The organism is Aeromonas sp. ANP5 (assembly GCF_963870295.1).
GTDB lineage: Bacteria > Pseudomonadota > Gammaproteobacteria > Enterobacterales > Aeromonadaceae > Aeromonas > Aeromonas veronii.
The window spans coordinates 81,382-95,343 of record NZ_CAWMRY010000008.1; the positions used below are offsets into that span (position 1 = coordinate 81,382).

The 13,962-nt window shown below is 54.8% G+C and carries 16 protein-coding genes; 3 read left to right on the forward strand and 13 right to left on the reverse strand.

Translation table 11 applies throughout. The features are described from left to right. Nucleotide 1: 1 nt before the first annotated feature. Nucleotides 2-370, forward strand: a complete 369-nt coding sequence (locus AACT07_RS06790) for a hypothetical protein (protein WP_005339715.1) — start codon at nucleotides 2-4, stop codon at nucleotides 368-370. Between the two features lie 722 nt (nucleotides 371-1,092). Here AACT07_RS06790 and hemN read toward each other — a convergent pair. The 4 genes from hemN to AACT07_RS06810 form a co-directional block, all read right to left on the reverse strand. Then, the gene (gene hemN / locus AACT07_RS06795; RefSeq protein WP_069526997.1) at nucleotides 1,093-2,466 is read right to left on the reverse strand and encodes an oxygen-independent coproporphyrinogen III oxidase; all 1,374 of its coding nucleotides are present in this window, start codon (nucleotides 2,464-2,466) and stop codon (nucleotides 1,093-1,095) included. 31 nt (nucleotides 2,467-2,497) lie between these two features. Beyond that, entirely contained in the window at nucleotides 2,498-2,938 is a 441-nt protein-coding gene (locus tag AACT07_RS06800; protein WP_047438993.1) for a DUF2489 domain-containing protein, read from the reverse strand. Between the two features lie 11 nt (nucleotides 2,939-2,949). Then, nucleotides 2,950-3,537: a Der GTPase-activating protein YihI gene (gene yihI, locus AACT07_RS06805; protein ID WP_069526998.1), complete on the reverse strand. Its 588-nt coding sequence runs from the start codon at nucleotides 3,535-3,537 to the stop codon at nucleotides 2,950-2,952. A gap of 845 nt (nucleotides 3,538-4,382) precedes the next feature. Beyond that, entirely contained in the window at nucleotides 4,383-5,000 is a 618-nt protein-coding gene (locus tag AACT07_RS06810) for a c-type cytochrome (RefSeq protein WP_069526999.1), read from the reverse strand. 142 nt (nucleotides 5,001-5,142) lie between these two features. On the opposite strand from AACT07_RS06810, the gene yihA reads away from it, so the two are divergent. Beyond that, nucleotides 5,143-5,799, forward strand: a complete 657-nt coding sequence (yihA, locus tag AACT07_RS06815) for a ribosome biogenesis GTP-binding protein YihA/YsxC (protein ID WP_005339709.1) — start codon at nucleotides 5,143-5,145, stop codon at nucleotides 5,797-5,799. A gap of 776 nt (nucleotides 5,800-6,575) precedes the next feature. Here yihA and AACT07_RS06820 read toward each other — a convergent pair. The 9 genes from AACT07_RS06820 to AACT07_RS06860 form a co-directional block, all read right to left on the reverse strand. Then, entirely contained in the window at nucleotides 6,576-6,836 is a 261-nt protein-coding gene (locus AACT07_RS06820; RefSeq protein ID WP_069527000.1) for a DUF1488 family protein, read from the reverse strand. Next, the gene (aroE, locus tag AACT07_RS06825; RefSeq protein WP_069527001.1) at nucleotides 6,833-7,654 is read right to left on the reverse strand and encodes a shikimate dehydrogenase; all 822 of its coding nucleotides are present in this window, start codon (nucleotides 7,652-7,654) and stop codon (nucleotides 6,833-6,835) included. Before aroE ends, AACT07_RS06820 begins: the two co-directional genes overlap by 4 nt. A gap of 103 nt (nucleotides 7,655-7,757) precedes the next feature. Continuing rightward, complete coding sequence (gene hemF, locus AACT07_RS06830; RefSeq protein WP_069527002.1) at nucleotides 7,758-8,666, reverse strand: oxygen-dependent coproporphyrinogen oxidase; 909 nt, start codon at nucleotides 8,664-8,666, stop codon at nucleotides 7,758-7,760. A gap of 112 nt (nucleotides 8,667-8,778) precedes the next feature. Next, nucleotides 8,779-9,339 (reverse strand): Sua5/YciO/YrdC/YwlC family protein, encoded by a 561-nt coding sequence (locus AACT07_RS06835; protein ID WP_005356244.1) that lies wholly within the window; start codon nucleotides 9,337-9,339, stop codon nucleotides 8,779-8,781. Nucleotides 9,340-9,474: 135 nt separating this feature from the next. Next, nucleotides 9,475-9,978 carry a 5-(carboxyamino)imidazole ribonucleotide mutase gene (gene purE, locus AACT07_RS06840; protein ID WP_005339704.1) on the reverse strand — a complete coding sequence of 168 codons (504 nt, stop codon included), beginning with the start codon at nucleotides 9,976-9,978 and terminating at the stop codon, nucleotides 9,475-9,477. A gap of 74 nt (nucleotides 9,979-10,052) precedes the next feature. Further along, complete coding sequence (locus AACT07_RS06845; RefSeq protein WP_069527003.1) at nucleotides 10,053-10,610, reverse strand: DNA topoisomerase family protein; 558 nt, start codon at nucleotides 10,608-10,610, stop codon at nucleotides 10,053-10,055. A gap of 55 nt (nucleotides 10,611-10,665) precedes the next feature. After that, nucleotides 10,666-11,139 carry a DUF494 family protein gene (locus AACT07_RS06850; protein WP_005339699.1) on the reverse strand — a complete coding sequence of 158 codons (474 nt, stop codon included), beginning with the start codon at nucleotides 11,137-11,139 and terminating at the stop codon, nucleotides 10,666-10,668. Continuing rightward, nucleotides 11,132-12,247: a DNA-processing protein DprA gene (dprA, locus tag AACT07_RS06855; RefSeq protein ID WP_069527004.1), complete on the reverse strand. Its 1,116-nt coding sequence runs from the start codon at nucleotides 12,245-12,247 to the stop codon at nucleotides 11,132-11,134. Before dprA ends, AACT07_RS06850 begins: the two co-directional genes overlap by 8 nt. A 1-nt stretch (nucleotide 12,248) precedes the next feature. Beyond that, nucleotides 12,249-13,340, reverse strand: coding sequence for a LysM peptidoglycan-binding domain-containing protein (locus tag AACT07_RS06860; protein ID WP_069527005.1), 1,092 nt, complete (start codon nucleotides 13,338-13,340; stop codon nucleotides 12,249-12,251). A gap of 108 nt (nucleotides 13,341-13,448) precedes the next feature. Between AACT07_RS06860 and def the strand changes: the two genes are divergently transcribed. Then, on the forward strand, nucleotides 13,449-13,961 hold the full coding sequence (gene def / locus AACT07_RS06865; protein ID WP_005357510.1) for a peptide deformylase: 513 nt from the start codon (nucleotides 13,449-13,451) through the stop codon (nucleotides 13,959-13,961). Nucleotide 13,962 lies beyond the last annotated feature (1 nt).

Here is a 13,962-nt window from a genome sequence, read left to right on the forward strand (position 1 = left end):
GATGGGTCTGGCCGATCTGAAGAAAAAGCACCAGCTGCATCACCAGAAGAAGTTCACCGTCGACGAATTTATCGAAGATGCGGAGTTCTACGCCAAGGGCAAACCCAAGGTGGTCAGCCTCGAACTGGGCCTGCATCGTGATGAGGCCTTGTCGGCGTTGGCCTTTATCGAGAGTGGCGAGCACCTGAAGCCCAGCTACAAAAAAGCCACCTTCTCCATGAGCACGGTGGCCATCGACGAACTGGGTAATCTGACCCAGCAAGATGGCATGAACAAGTCCCTGTTGCTGCGCCTCTTTACCCACTACTTCTCTTCGCTGACTCCTGAGGAGCGCCAGACCATCTATGAGCGACTCAACCAGCGCTCATAATTTCTCCATTCAGCCGCTCTTTGTGTGCCTCGCCAACTCACCCCTAATGACCATCGCCAGACGGCAACATCTGTTTCTGAAGCAACCAAAACACCGTGTAAGAGATCTGCCATTCCATATGTAAGCCAACGGCCGAAAAGATCCCCGAGATAATCGGAAGATAAGATCTTAAAACATGAAGAGGAGAAACTTAACTAGTTGTTTATAAATGAATAAATCGAAACTCACCACTTTCGAAATGGCTAATGACAAAAACGTTTTCCAATCTGGCGTTGTAGCCGGTTAGAAAATCCTTATAGTTACTCATGCACGGACGCAATGAAGTCGGTCAGGAAGACTGGCTGCCAGGGTTGGGCAAATGGACTCACCACAGGATGTGGTAAAGGACACCTCCCAGGACGGAGAAAGTGCGACGGGACAGGATGACTCGTCAGGCCAAGATGGCTAAAGGACACCCCAAAGGATTGGGAAGGGGAAACCTAAAGGAAGAGGTAAACAGTCAGGGATTGCAGGGAGCAACTTCGTTCAAGGATCTGAGCGATACGACTACCGGGGGCGACGCAAGTCGCCCCCATCTTTTTATCTGCGTTTCACAGCCCTATCGCTTGCCTCAGCCCACGGCCTTCTTGCCAGAACCTTCCCGACCCGCTGCTTAAGCAAAAATACAGATGAGAAGGGCACCACGATGGCGCCCTTCTCTGTTTTCTAATCGGCAAACAAGCTTATATCACGCGAGAGAACTGCTGCTGGCGCGCCTTGTTGCGCAGATAGACATCGAAGCACATGCAGATATTGCGGATCAGCAGCTGCCCCGTGGAGGAGACCTCCAGACCATCCTCCGTCATACGCACCAATCCATCGTTGATGAAGGTCTGCAGCAGCTTGAGATCGTCGGCAAAATACTCTCTGAAATTGAGCCCGTGCACCTGCTCGACAGCGGCAAAGTTCAGGCGGAAATCACAGATAAGCCGCTTGATCACCTCACGGCGGATCAGATCATCCTGATTGAGCGAGCAGCCTTTCCACTGGGCATGACCCAGCTCTGCAACCTGTGCGTAATACGCCTTGAGCTCTTTCTGGTTCTGGGAATAGGCATCACCGATCATGCTGATGGAGGAGACCCCCAGCCCCAGCAGATCGCAATCTCCCTGGGTGGTATAGCCCTGGAAGTTGCGGTGCAGCTTGCCCTCGCGCTGCGCGACCGCCAGCTCGTCATCGGGTTTGGCAAAATGGTCCATACCGATGAACTGATAACCCTGGCCAGTTAGGAAGGCAATGGTGTCCTGCAGCATGGCCAGCTTCTCTTGCGGAGCAGGCATGTCGTCTTCTTTCAGCTTGCGCTGGGCGGCAAAGCGACTCGGCAGATGGGCATAGTTGAAGATGGAGAGGCGCGCCGGATCCGTCTTGAGCACCTCTTCCAGCGTATGGTGGAAACTGGCACGATCCTGATGCGGCAGGCCATAGATAAGGTCGAGGTTGGTCGAGCGAAAACCCAGTTCTCTGGCCCGTTCCAACATGGCTTTAATAAAGTAGTTGTCCTGCTCGCGGTTGACCGCAACCTGCACATCCTTGTTGAAGTCCTGCACCCCAAGGCTGATGCGGTTGAAGCCGACGTCTCGCAGCACATCCAGCATGGTAATGGCAATCTCGCGCGGATCGACCTCGATGCTGAACTCCCCCTCTTCGGCGAAATGGAAGTGCTCACGCAGCATGGCCATCAGACGGCGCGTTTGCGCTTCATCCAGATAGGTGGGTGTACCGCCCCCCCAGTGCAGTTGGGTAACCAGACGATGCTTGAAGAGCGGGGCTTGCGCCTTGATCTCCTGCTCCAGGTAGTCGAGATACTCGTCAGCCTTGTGCTGATGACGGGTAATGACCTTGTTGCAGCCGCAGTAGTAGCAGAGCTTGTGACAGAAAGGGATATGCACGTAGAGCGACAGATTGCGCTCGGGATACTGGCCGGCTGCGCGGACAAAATCCGGATAGCCGAAGCTCTCGTTGAACTCCAGCGCAGTGGGATAAGAGGTGTATCGCGGGCCACTGTAGTTATATTTTTCGATCAGGGCCTGATCCCACACAATCTGTTCTGCTTGCACGCTCGCTTCCTCTCTTGTTGTTATTGTTGGCTCACCGACCTAACTGAAAATCCTTCAGCTGGGCCACATCCTTGAGGATCTGGGCCTCCAGCTCGGCCTCGTAGCCGCTGCGTTCGAGATCCATCTTCATCACTTCATTGCGCTTGAGGGCGCGTCTGGCCTCATGAGTCGGCATATCTTTCACCTTCTCATACAGCCCGTACAGACCCGGGAACTCGGCAACGAACGCTCGCCCCCCCTTGATCTGCAACGCATCCAGCAGATTGGTCAGCCGAATGGCGCCTTCGGAGTAATCGCACTGCCCCTCCTCCACCGCATGGGCAATGACCCGAACGCTCTCCAGAATTCGCTCATTGCGAGCAGTTATAGCCTGCCACTGCATCGCTTGTTGTCGCCTCAGTCTGGCCAGCAGCATGCCTGCATAGATGGCCAATCCTGACAAAATCAGGCCGCCCAACAGGGCGGCCAGCATCCATCCACTCATCACTTTTTCTTCGGCTCAGGCTTGGGTTCCGGCTTGAAATCAACCTGGTTGAAACGGTCCCACAACTCCTCTTCGGAGGCCGGTTTCTGCTCGTCGAACTCGGCGTCATCGCCATCATCAAACGGCAGCTCGTCATCTTCATCATCGTCGTTGTCGATGATGCCCAGCTCATCCATCAGCTCCTGATAACGGTCGACACGCTGATCAACCCAGGCCTGCTCGGCCGCATCCAGAGTTTCACCGGCATCAAGACGATCCAGCAGATCATTCAAGCGATCATCGTTTTCGATGGAAGCCAGCTCCTGTTCGGGGGTCATCACCAGCTTCTTCTCTTTCACCGCCTTGGGTGCTGCCGGCTTCTTCTGTTTGTCATCCACCACCAGAACTACCGGCTTGCGGGAACCGATACGCGGATCTTTGGACTGGCTGTTGCCAGACTTGTTCTTCGGCTGTTCAACTTGCTGACGAGAACCAGCCTTCAGGCCCTTTCGCTTGGCAGCCCGTTTACGCTCACGGCCTTCCTGAGCACTGACATCAGATTCTTTGCGCTTGCCAGTAGGCTTGCGAGTGGGTTGTTTGGCAGACATGAATGGCTAACTCCGAAAATAACTGGTTTGACCCGTACCCGGGATGATCTCACCCGGTGGGATACGATGCGAGGAACAGTAAGGCTGGAACAAGAGCAGGATCCCGCACCAATCAGGCCCAATCAGGCCACTGAACACCGCAGGATCGGTATCCTCTGGGCATGTTGCTGGTATTTTGACACAGAATGGCTGATCGGGTTAATGACCCAAAAGAAAAAAGGCAGCCGAAGCTGCCTTGATATGTTCATGCGTGCGCCATCCTGAATGGCAAAACAATCTGTTTCGTCCTCTCCGTGACAACTTGTCGCCGCATCATATCGTTGTGTGGTCATCCTGACCTTATATTGGTCGTTCCTGAATGTGCGTGTGCCTGTTTGACCCGTCTCGACCGCATCCTGCCATCGTGCCGGGGAGTCTGCATCCCGCAACCCCATCCCGCTCCGGAGATGGTCACCATCCTGATCCTTCAATCCTTTGCCAGCTCATCCGAGCCCATGGCATCCCGCCACGCCAGCCATCCTCTGCTCACAACCCCCTGTCGTGAAACCGCCACCCAATCCGTGGGTGAATCCATTAAGCCTACTGTACCAACTCTATAAAGCGGCTCAATCCACTCAAAACATTCTCAACATGTCGAAAAACATCAACATTCATATAATCTGTTGATAAATAATGATTATTTAATATTTTATGCAATTTTATGAGCCTTGGCCTGCCTTGAGAATGGGAGATCTCTTACAGAACGGGGGGATTAAACCGAGAATTATCTGAAAGCCATAAAAACAACGGGGAGCCCAGGCTCCCCGTTTCAACTCAAATCGACCGTATCGACTATATCGACTATATCAGTGCAGACCCGCCACATATTTGGAGAGGGCTTCGATATCCTGATCAGTCAGTTTCTTGGCAACATCCCGCATCATGCCATTCGGATCGTTGTCACGCGCGCCGGCACGGAATGCGGTGAGCTGAGCCTTGATATAGGCAGGATGCTGGCCGGACAGGTTGGGATACTTCGCCTGTTCGACACCCGAGCCACGGGGACCATGGCAAGCCGTACAAGCTGCCAGACCGCGACTCATGTCACCACCCATATAGAGTGCCTTGCCCGCTTCGACCACGTCGTCAGGGACAGCGATAGGGGTAACCTTCAGGCTGGAGAAATAAGCCGCCAGGTCATCCATGTCCTGTTCCGACAAAGGTAACGCCATCGGCCCCATCACTGGCGCAACCCGGCCAATTTGACCAGAAGCGGCAGCCTTCAGTTCAACTAACTGCTTTTTGATATATGATGCGTGCTGACCAGCAATTTTGGGGTACATATCAACCAGGCTGTTTCCGTCCGGTCCATGACAAGCCGCACAAACGGCAGCCTTGGTCTGTCCCGCAGCGGCATCGCCCTTGGCTTGTGCCATCCCCGTTACGCCAACCATCAGAGCAAGAGTAATGACTAGGTTCTTCATGGCGTTCCAACTTTTCGTTATTAGGCTTCCAGATCCCATGCCGCTGAAGGCATGTTAAAATAAACGCGTTTAAGCGACGCTATTTTACACCATTTTACAAAAAAGTAACTCTATAACCCTCTATCTCCATGGGGAATTTACGTTGGATACACAAACTCTGAATTTCAATAAGGTGCATTTTGTGACCAGCGCACCCGACATCCGTCACCTGCCAAATGATGGGGGTGTCGAGATCGCGTTTGCCGGCCGTTCCAACGCCGGTAAGTCATCTGCATTGAACACCTTAACCAAACACAAGAACCTGGCGCGTACCAGTAAGACACCCGGTCGTACCCAGCTGATCAACCTGTTTGAGCTGGAACCGGGCAAGCGCCTGGTCGACTTGCCGGGTTATGGTTATGCGCAAGTTCCGCTGGAAATGAAGCTCAAGTGGCAAAAGTCACTGGCAGAGTATCTGCAGCGCCGTGAGTCATTGAAAGGTCTGGTGATCCTGATGGACATCCGCCACCCGCTCAAAGATACCGACATGAACATGCTGGAGTGGAGCTCGCATCGTCAGTTGCCCGTCATGCTGCTGCTGACCAAGGCTGACAAATTGAGCCCCGGCCCGCGCAACAACCAGGTGATCAAGGTGCGCCAGGCCGTTGCCAACCTCGGTTCCCAGATCCAGGTCGAAGCCTTCTCCTCTCTCACCAATATCGGTGTGGAGAAGCTGGCGCAAACCCTGACCGAATGGTACGTCAGTGGTGACGATACCGACCTGCTGAACGCTGACGAACAGCAACCTGCCGAGGAGTAATCTACTCCTCGCTCTCCTTGCAATTGGCGGAGCACTCCTCCGCTGATTGAAAGGGTTTCAGATTGCCGCTTTCACCTGCCTCATGACAAACACCCCGCATTCGCCTCCCCTGCTATATCCAATACTGCTTAAAGTTCATATAGATAGGCAGTTAATTCACATGAATAATTAACTTAAGTAGGCGTTGATAGCGTTTTCAAATTCGTTCTTTCAAAACGAACAACAATTACAAAAAGAGACAAAAATGAAATTTAATTACAAAATCTAACCGAAAGGGATAAAAATGAGGCCGGACGACAGTGATGCCATCCAGCCTGAAATAATAAGTTCAAAAAATTGGGAAGAAGCTGAATCTTGAGTACCAGACGACAGGTATTCCTCAAGAAGCAGCCTCATTCTATCAAATGCATCGCCAATTTAAAGCATTTACTCTAAATGGCACGCATAAAAAAACACCCCGACGAGAACCTCATCGGGGCAGCTATTCAGCCACATTCAATTACGTGAAATAAAAGGTCTGAAAGATAGAACATCTTACCTCTGTACCCTACGCAGACAACTGTACAGCAAAGCAGCAGAAAGTGAAAGTAATTTATGTAATTTAGTTTCACAACTTACGAATTAAGAAAAAATCTTTTATTTTCATACAGATAAAAAAATCCCCAGTACGAATACCGGGGAGTTATAAAGGTGACTAGCTAGCACTTCCTCAACTATCTAGTTAGTCAGCGCCATTTCAAAGTAGTTCCGCTACAAAACAAAAAAACTTTGAACAATCAGAGGTAGATAGCACCATCTTCAGCAAACTCTTGTTCTTCAATGAGTTTTTCAGCCAGATCTTCAATGTCAAAACGCACACTTTCAAAGGCTCTGATGATGTCATCCTCCCTCGTCAGCGCCAGACCGGTCATTCTCTCCAGTCGCCGCTGGCTGATGTAACAATCTATCAGCGCCCCCATCTGCTGGGCAGGAAAACGCACCCGCTGTTCGTCAGCCTGCCACTCCATCAGGTCGGGAAACAGAATACCCTGGTTCATATCACCCCCAAGTTACGCTTCAACTCTCTCAATACCTGTTTAGTCCCGGGACGAATTCCGCGCCACACGGTAAACGCTTCGGCGGCCTGTTCCACCAGCATGCCGAGTCCATCCATGGTTTGACGAGCTCCATGCTGTTTGGCCCAACTGATAAAAGCCGTATCCGAGGCGCCATACATCATGTCGTAGATGGCAATATCAGTGTGGATCAGGGCTGGGGCCAACGGCGGCAGCTCTCCTTGCAGGCTGGCGGAGGTAGAGTTGATGACGAGATCGAATGGCCCTGCCAACTGCTCATAGGTCTGAGCAGTCACAGGCCCCAGATCGTGGAATTCGGCAGCCAACTGTTGCGCTTTTGTGTGGGTACGGTTGGCGATCACCAGCTCGCTCGGCAACTCAGCCAGCAGCGGCGCCAATGCACCACGAGCCGCACCACCGGCACCCAGCAGCAGGATCCGGCTATCCGCCAGCGTCACACCATGGGACTTGAGATCGGCGACCAGACCGGCGCCATCGGTATTATCCCCCAGCAACACGCCATCATCGGTCAGCTTGATGGTATTGACCGCGCCCGCCCGCTTGGCCCTTGGGCTCAAGCGATCGACCAGAGTAAATGCCTGCTCCTTGAAGGGAACGGTGACATTGCATCCCTTGCCCCCTTGGTCAAAGAAGGTGCGCAGGGCTTGGGCAAACTCGTCGACGGCGGGTTCAGCCAGCCCATACTCCAGCTCTTGCTGGGTTTGTCTGGCAAACAGGGTGTGAATGAAGGGGGACTTGCTGTGGCGCACCGGGTGGCCAAAAACCAGATAACGATCCATCAAAGAGTTCCATCAGAGGGCAATATTCCGATTTAACGGGTTTTAACTCTCGGGAACAAGCCGAATAACGGCCAGTAAAAAGGGACCATCATGGTCCCTCGGGTCACAGCCACTCTCGCGGCGTGAGGTAATCGGTGTAGAGCAAGGCTTCAGGAGTGCCCGCCTCCGGCTGCCAGTCATACTCCCAACGTGCCAGCGGTGGCATCGACATCAGGATCGACTCGGTACGCCCGCCAGTCTGCAACCCGAACAGGGTGCCTCGGTCATACACCAGATTGAACTCCACATAACGGCCGCGACGATAGAGCTGGAACTCCCGCTCCCGCTCGCCATAGGGCAGCGCCTTGCGTCGTTCAATGATCGGCAGGTAAGCATCGAGATATCCCCGACCTACCGCCTGCATAAAGGCAAAGCAGTCGGCAAAGGGCCAGCGATTCAGATCGTCGAAGAAGAGGCCGCCCACCCCTCGCGTCTCGTTGCGGTGTTTGAGGAAGAAGTAGCGATCGCACCAGGATTTGAACTCGGGGTAGATCTCATCACCAAAGGGCTGGCAGAGATCACGGGAGACCTGATGCCAATGCTGCACATCCTCGGCAAACGGGTAGAAAGGCGTCAAATCGAAGCCACCGCCAAACCACCAAATGGGATCTTCACCCTCTTTCTCGGCAATGAAGAAACGGACGTTGGCATGGCTGGTCGGCACATAGGGGTTGTGCGGATGGATCACCAGCGACACGCCCATCGCCTCAAACTTGCGACCGGCCAACTCGGGCCGATGGGCTGTAGCAGAGGCAGGCATGGCATCGCCATAGACATGGGAGAAGTTGACGCCCCCCTGCTCGATCACCGCGCCGTGGCGCAGCACACGGGTGCGACCACCGCCACCGCCTTCACGGCTCCAGGCATCTTCCACAAAGTGTCCACTGCCATCGGCCTGCTCCAGACCACGGCAGATCTCGTCCTGCAACTGCAACAGGAAGGCCTTGACCTGGGCCACATCCGGTTTGCTCATCTTGTCTCCAGTCAGGCAGGATCGTGAACGCCCTGTCCATTTTTATAGTTAAATCAATCCGGTGAACTCACCGCTCAGCGGATTGATAGCAAATCATGACGTATCCGCCTGCTCAGGAGGGGCGAATAATGGCGCCGGTTCGGGCGTCCTTGATCTCGGAGGGGTTAGCTTGACCACCCACTTCACCGGGCAGGATATAGGCCAACTTGCTTGCCAGCCGCTCACCAATATCGGCCACCCGACGGGCAGGCTCCTCACCGGTCAAGTTGGCGCTGGTAGAAACCAGCGGCTTGCCAAAGGCGCGACACAACGCCTGCACCTGAGGATGAGCCGTCACGCGTACCGCGAGGGTCTCGAACTGCCCGGTCAGCCAGGCCGGCGTCGTTGCACGGGCAGGCATGATCCAGGTAAAGGGGCCGGGCCAGCTGGCTTCAACCCGAGCCAGTTGTTCACCGCTAAGTTGGCTCAGATCGATGTAATCCTGCAATTGCTCTACGTCGGCAGCAATCAGGATCAACCCCTTCTCCACCGGACGCTGTTTGATGGCCAGCAGTCGCTGCACCGCCACTTCGGAGTCGGGATCACAACCCAGACCAAACACGGCCTCGGTCGCATAAGCAATCACCCCTTCCTGTTGGAGGGCGGCAACCGCCTGTTCAAATTCATTTGGCATAGGAAAAATGCGGCAGCCAGGCTGCCGTCTCGTCACTTAGTAGCAAGTTGAATCCGTATGGCGGCGACCATGGCAAAGTGACGTGTTGCTGTTGCACAGGAAAAATACGACACATCCGGATCGCCACCTATTCACTTACTTGAGTTGAGCCTGCAGGGCGGCATCCTTGGCCATCACCTCTTCGGCATTCTTCTGGCGTTCGGCCCGAACCTTGGCCGCCAGTTCATCATCGGCTACTGCCAGCATCTGGGCTGCCAGATAACCTGCGTTCTTGGCACCGGCTTTGCCGATCGCCACGGTCGCTACCGGCACACCACCCGGCATCTGCACGGTGGAGAGCAACGCATCCAGCCCCTTGAGCGGGCCACCATCGATGGGCACCCCGATCACGGGACGAGTCGTGATGCCGGCTACGGCACCCGCCAGATGCGCAGCCAGACCAGCAGCACAGATAAAGACCTTGCAGCCACGGGCCTCGGCATCGGTCACATACTGATGAGTCGCAGCCGGCGTGCGGTGCGCGGAGGTGACTTTGACTTCCACTGCGATATCAAATGACTTGAGCACCTCGAGGGTGGTCTGCATCACGGGGAAATCAGAATCAGAGCCCATCAATACGGCAACAAAGGGTTTATTCATGGTGGGAATTTCCTTACTCCAAGTGGGGGGTTGAAGTTCACCGAAAACGTTTCAATCCGGTTGCGGCGGCGGGATTATACCTGCTCACTTTGGTGGCCGCATTTCTTTTGCGGACAGACCCAACGCAGAGTTCCCCTCACTTTTTTCTCTACCATGATGCCCCAGCCACACGTGGGACAAGGCATGGGGATCGGCTTGTCGTTCACCACATATTTGCAGTGTGGATAGCCATCACAAGAGTAAAACTGCTTGCCGTAGCGGGAGGTGCGGCTCACCAGATGCCCCTTGCCGCACTCGGGGCAGAGGATCTGGGTATCATCGCTCTCCTGCAGGGATTCGATGTGCTGACAGGCCGGATACTGGGTACAACCGACAAACAGACCGTAACGCCCCTTCTTGATCGCCAGCGGCTCTCCGCAATCGGGACAGGCAGAGCCTTCGAGCACCTTTTCGATGTCGCGGCCGGATGGCGTCAGGGAGCGTATGTAATCACAGGCAGGATAGGCAGAACAGCCGAGAAAGGGGCCATGTTTGCCCTGGCGGATCACCAGCTCGGCCCCGCACTGCGGGCACGGCTCGCGCTCGAAGGCATGTTCGTGGGCTGAAAAGAGGTGATGATCGATTTTTGACATGGGCCGCGCCTTGAAATCCAGATGGCCTGAATTCTACCAGCGCGGCACCGGACTGTCAGTGAATGACGCCGTCTGACTCATCAAACACCAGCTCTTCCATCTGCTGGTAGGCATTTTCACTGCCCGGTACGTTGAACAGCACCATCATGACGACCCACTTCAGGTCATCCAACTCGATATCCGGCTTGTCCAGTTCGAGTAGACGCTCGATACAGATCTCGCGGGTTTCGGCATTCAGCACCTGAGCCTGTTCCAGAAAGAGCAGGAAGCCGCGGCACTCGGTGCTGAGGCGTGCCAGCTCTTGCGGAGCATAGATACGCATCGAGCCTTGCGCGCTGGCGGTGACATAGACCTCCCGCTCGCTGTCGTGCAGATTGGCCAGTCGCTCCAGCCAGTCGAGTGCCTTGTCGATCTCTTCTTTATCGAAACCGGCCCGGCTCAACTCGTCGGTGAGCTCATCCTGCTCGACCATCACATCTGCATCGCTGTGGATGTAGGTCTCGAAAAGGTACATCAATACATCAAACATGATTCGCCCTCCTCGCTCTGACGTATCCACCGGCTACCGCCATCACTGCACCGGCCAGCTCCAGCTCTACCAACCTGCCCAATACCACTTCGACAGGAAGCTGGGCCCGCTCGGCAACGGTATCCACGCTCGTGGTCTCATAATCTACGTTATCCAACAAATCGGCATAAGGCAATTCGCTATTATGCGGTTGCTCAGATGGTATGACCGACGAATGTGGCCGTGCGATGCACTCTGGCAGCTCTTCCACTATATCGGCCGCACTCAGCACAAGTTTGGCCCCCTGCTGAATAAATCTGTTGCACCCTATCGCCTGGGCGTTTTGCGGGGCTCCGGGTACCGCAAACACTTCGCGCCCCTGTTCAAGCGCATAACGGGCGGTGATCAGCGAACCGCTCTGCTCGGTCGCCTCCACCACCAGAGTTCCCAGCGACAGACCACTGATAATACGGTTGCGGCGAGGAAAATGTTCAGCCAGCGGTCCTTTATCCGGCGCCAGCTCGGAGATAAGCAAACCACCGCTCTCCAGAATCTGGCCTGCCAGCCCCTGATGGCGTTTGGGGTAGAGGCAATCCAGCCCGGAACCCAATACGGCAAGGGTGATACCACCACAAGCCAGCGCTTGCTGATGGCAAACACCATCGATACCGAGCGCAAGGCCCGAGGTGATGGCTAACCCGCATCCAACCAGCTCGCTACAAAGGCGGGAGGCATTATCTTTGCCTGCATAGGTAGGATGGCGTGTCCCCACCATTGCCAGCTGAGGTAGCGACAGCGCAGCAAGATCGCCACGACAGTAGAGCAACAGGGGGGCCGCGGGAATTTCTCGCAACAAGGGTGGATAAATCGGGTGATCTTGCGGAATAAGGAGATTGTCAGGCAAAGCGGCCCAAGCCAGGCTCTGCTCAACCACTGGCGAGGGCCAGCGCAGTTGTTTGATCTGCTCTGACGATAACCCCATACCATGCAGTTGCGCTTCATCGCTCTGGAACAGGGTCTCAATACTTCCCCCGACCCGCTCCAACAGACGTGCAGCGGTCACCGGACCAATACCGGTGACCGCATCGAGAGTTAGCCAAAGCGCCAGACGCGCGTCGGGGTAGTTCACGTCAGAAGTGAGTGACCTGATAACCCGCACTCACCATGTCGTTACTCTGCATGATGAGACCGTAACTCACCTTGTCATACACCTTGAACAACATGACGCGGGCAATAGCTTCAGAGGGCAGTGGTGCCTTCTTGTTGTTGCTATAAAACATCCGGTTAAAAACCGACGAGAGCTCCTTGTACTGCACATCGCCATTCTTGGTGACCAGAGCAGCACCGGGCCGTCTGACATCCAACACATCCCCGGCGACCAGTTGATCGCGACCACCCCGGTTAATCAGCACCACATCAAACTTGCCACCGCCCCGGGTCTTGTTCGGCAAATCGATGATATAGCCCGGCGTGATGGCAGGTGCCGCTTTCGGTGTGAAGACGGCGGGCATGTTCTCCTGAGCCGGCAGCGGCATCACCTTGTCGCCCTGCAGCACCTCCCGCTGGTTGTGAGTGAGGGTAACTTCAGTCCGATCACCATCAAGACGTGCCACGGCCCGCACCACACCGGCAAAGATCGCCTCCTGGCCCAGCAGTTCACCGGTTTCGCGATCCTTGTAGACCACTCCGGGGTGATAAATGCCATAAACCTGCCCCGGCGTCAGGGAGCCCTGCACATAGAGGGTGTCCCCCTCCAGCATGCCGATATGTTTTTGATCCGACCCCAGCAGATAGGGCAAGGTTTTCTGCTGCTGGCTGTCAGCCAGAATATGGTCGGTTTGCAGGAAGGGGCCGATCTCGCTGATAGGCAGGGTCGGAATGGGGTTGGCTTTGTTCTCGTAACGGGTTTTCGGGCCGAGACGGATAACTTGCTTGCCACCCTGCATCGCCTTGCCGAGCCGGGGTTCACCATTGACCCAGCTCAGATGCAGTACATCACCGGGGTAGATCCAGTGAGGATTGGCTATCTGCGGATTGATGTTCCAGAGACGGGGCCAGAGCCAGGGTTCGGAAAGATACTTGCCGGAGATATCCCACAGGGTGTCGCCTTTTTGCACTACATAACTTTCGGGGTAACCCGCTTTCAACCTCAGCTGATCGGCCAGTGCTGCCTGACTCACGGTCACCAGCAGGCAGGCGAGGATGGTTTGCTTCAGATACATAACACTCCCTGTTACTTCTGTACGCAAAGTGTTGCTGTTTTTTGTCGGCGTAAATGACTAGAATTACGCCAATATTGACTGCATTTATACGAAACTAAAGAAAAAACTATGGCCATTCTAGATGTATTGCGTTTTCCCGATGAGCGCCTGCGCACCGTTGCAGCCCCTGTCGAGACCTTTACACCCGAGTTACAACAGATTGTAGATGATATGTTCGAAACCATGTACGCGGAGGAAGGCATTGGCCTGGCCGCGACTCAGGTCGACATTCACCAGCGCATCATAGTGATCGATGTCTCTGAAAACCGTGAAGATCCTCTGGTATTGATCAATCCGGAGGTCATCGAGCAGTGCGGCAGCACCGGCATTGAAGAGGGTTGCCTCTCCGTGCCCGGCAGCCGTGCTCTGGTGCCTCGCGCTGAACAGATCAAAATCCGCGCCCTGGATCGCAACGGCAAGCCATTCGAACTGGAAGCCGACGATCTGCTCGCCATCTGCATCCAGCATGAGATGGATCATCTGGTCGGCAAGCTGTTTGTGGATTACTTGTCCCCGCTCAAGCGCCAGCGCATTCGCCAGAAGCTGGAAAAGATGGCCCGTGAAGATCGCAAAGTCCTCTGAG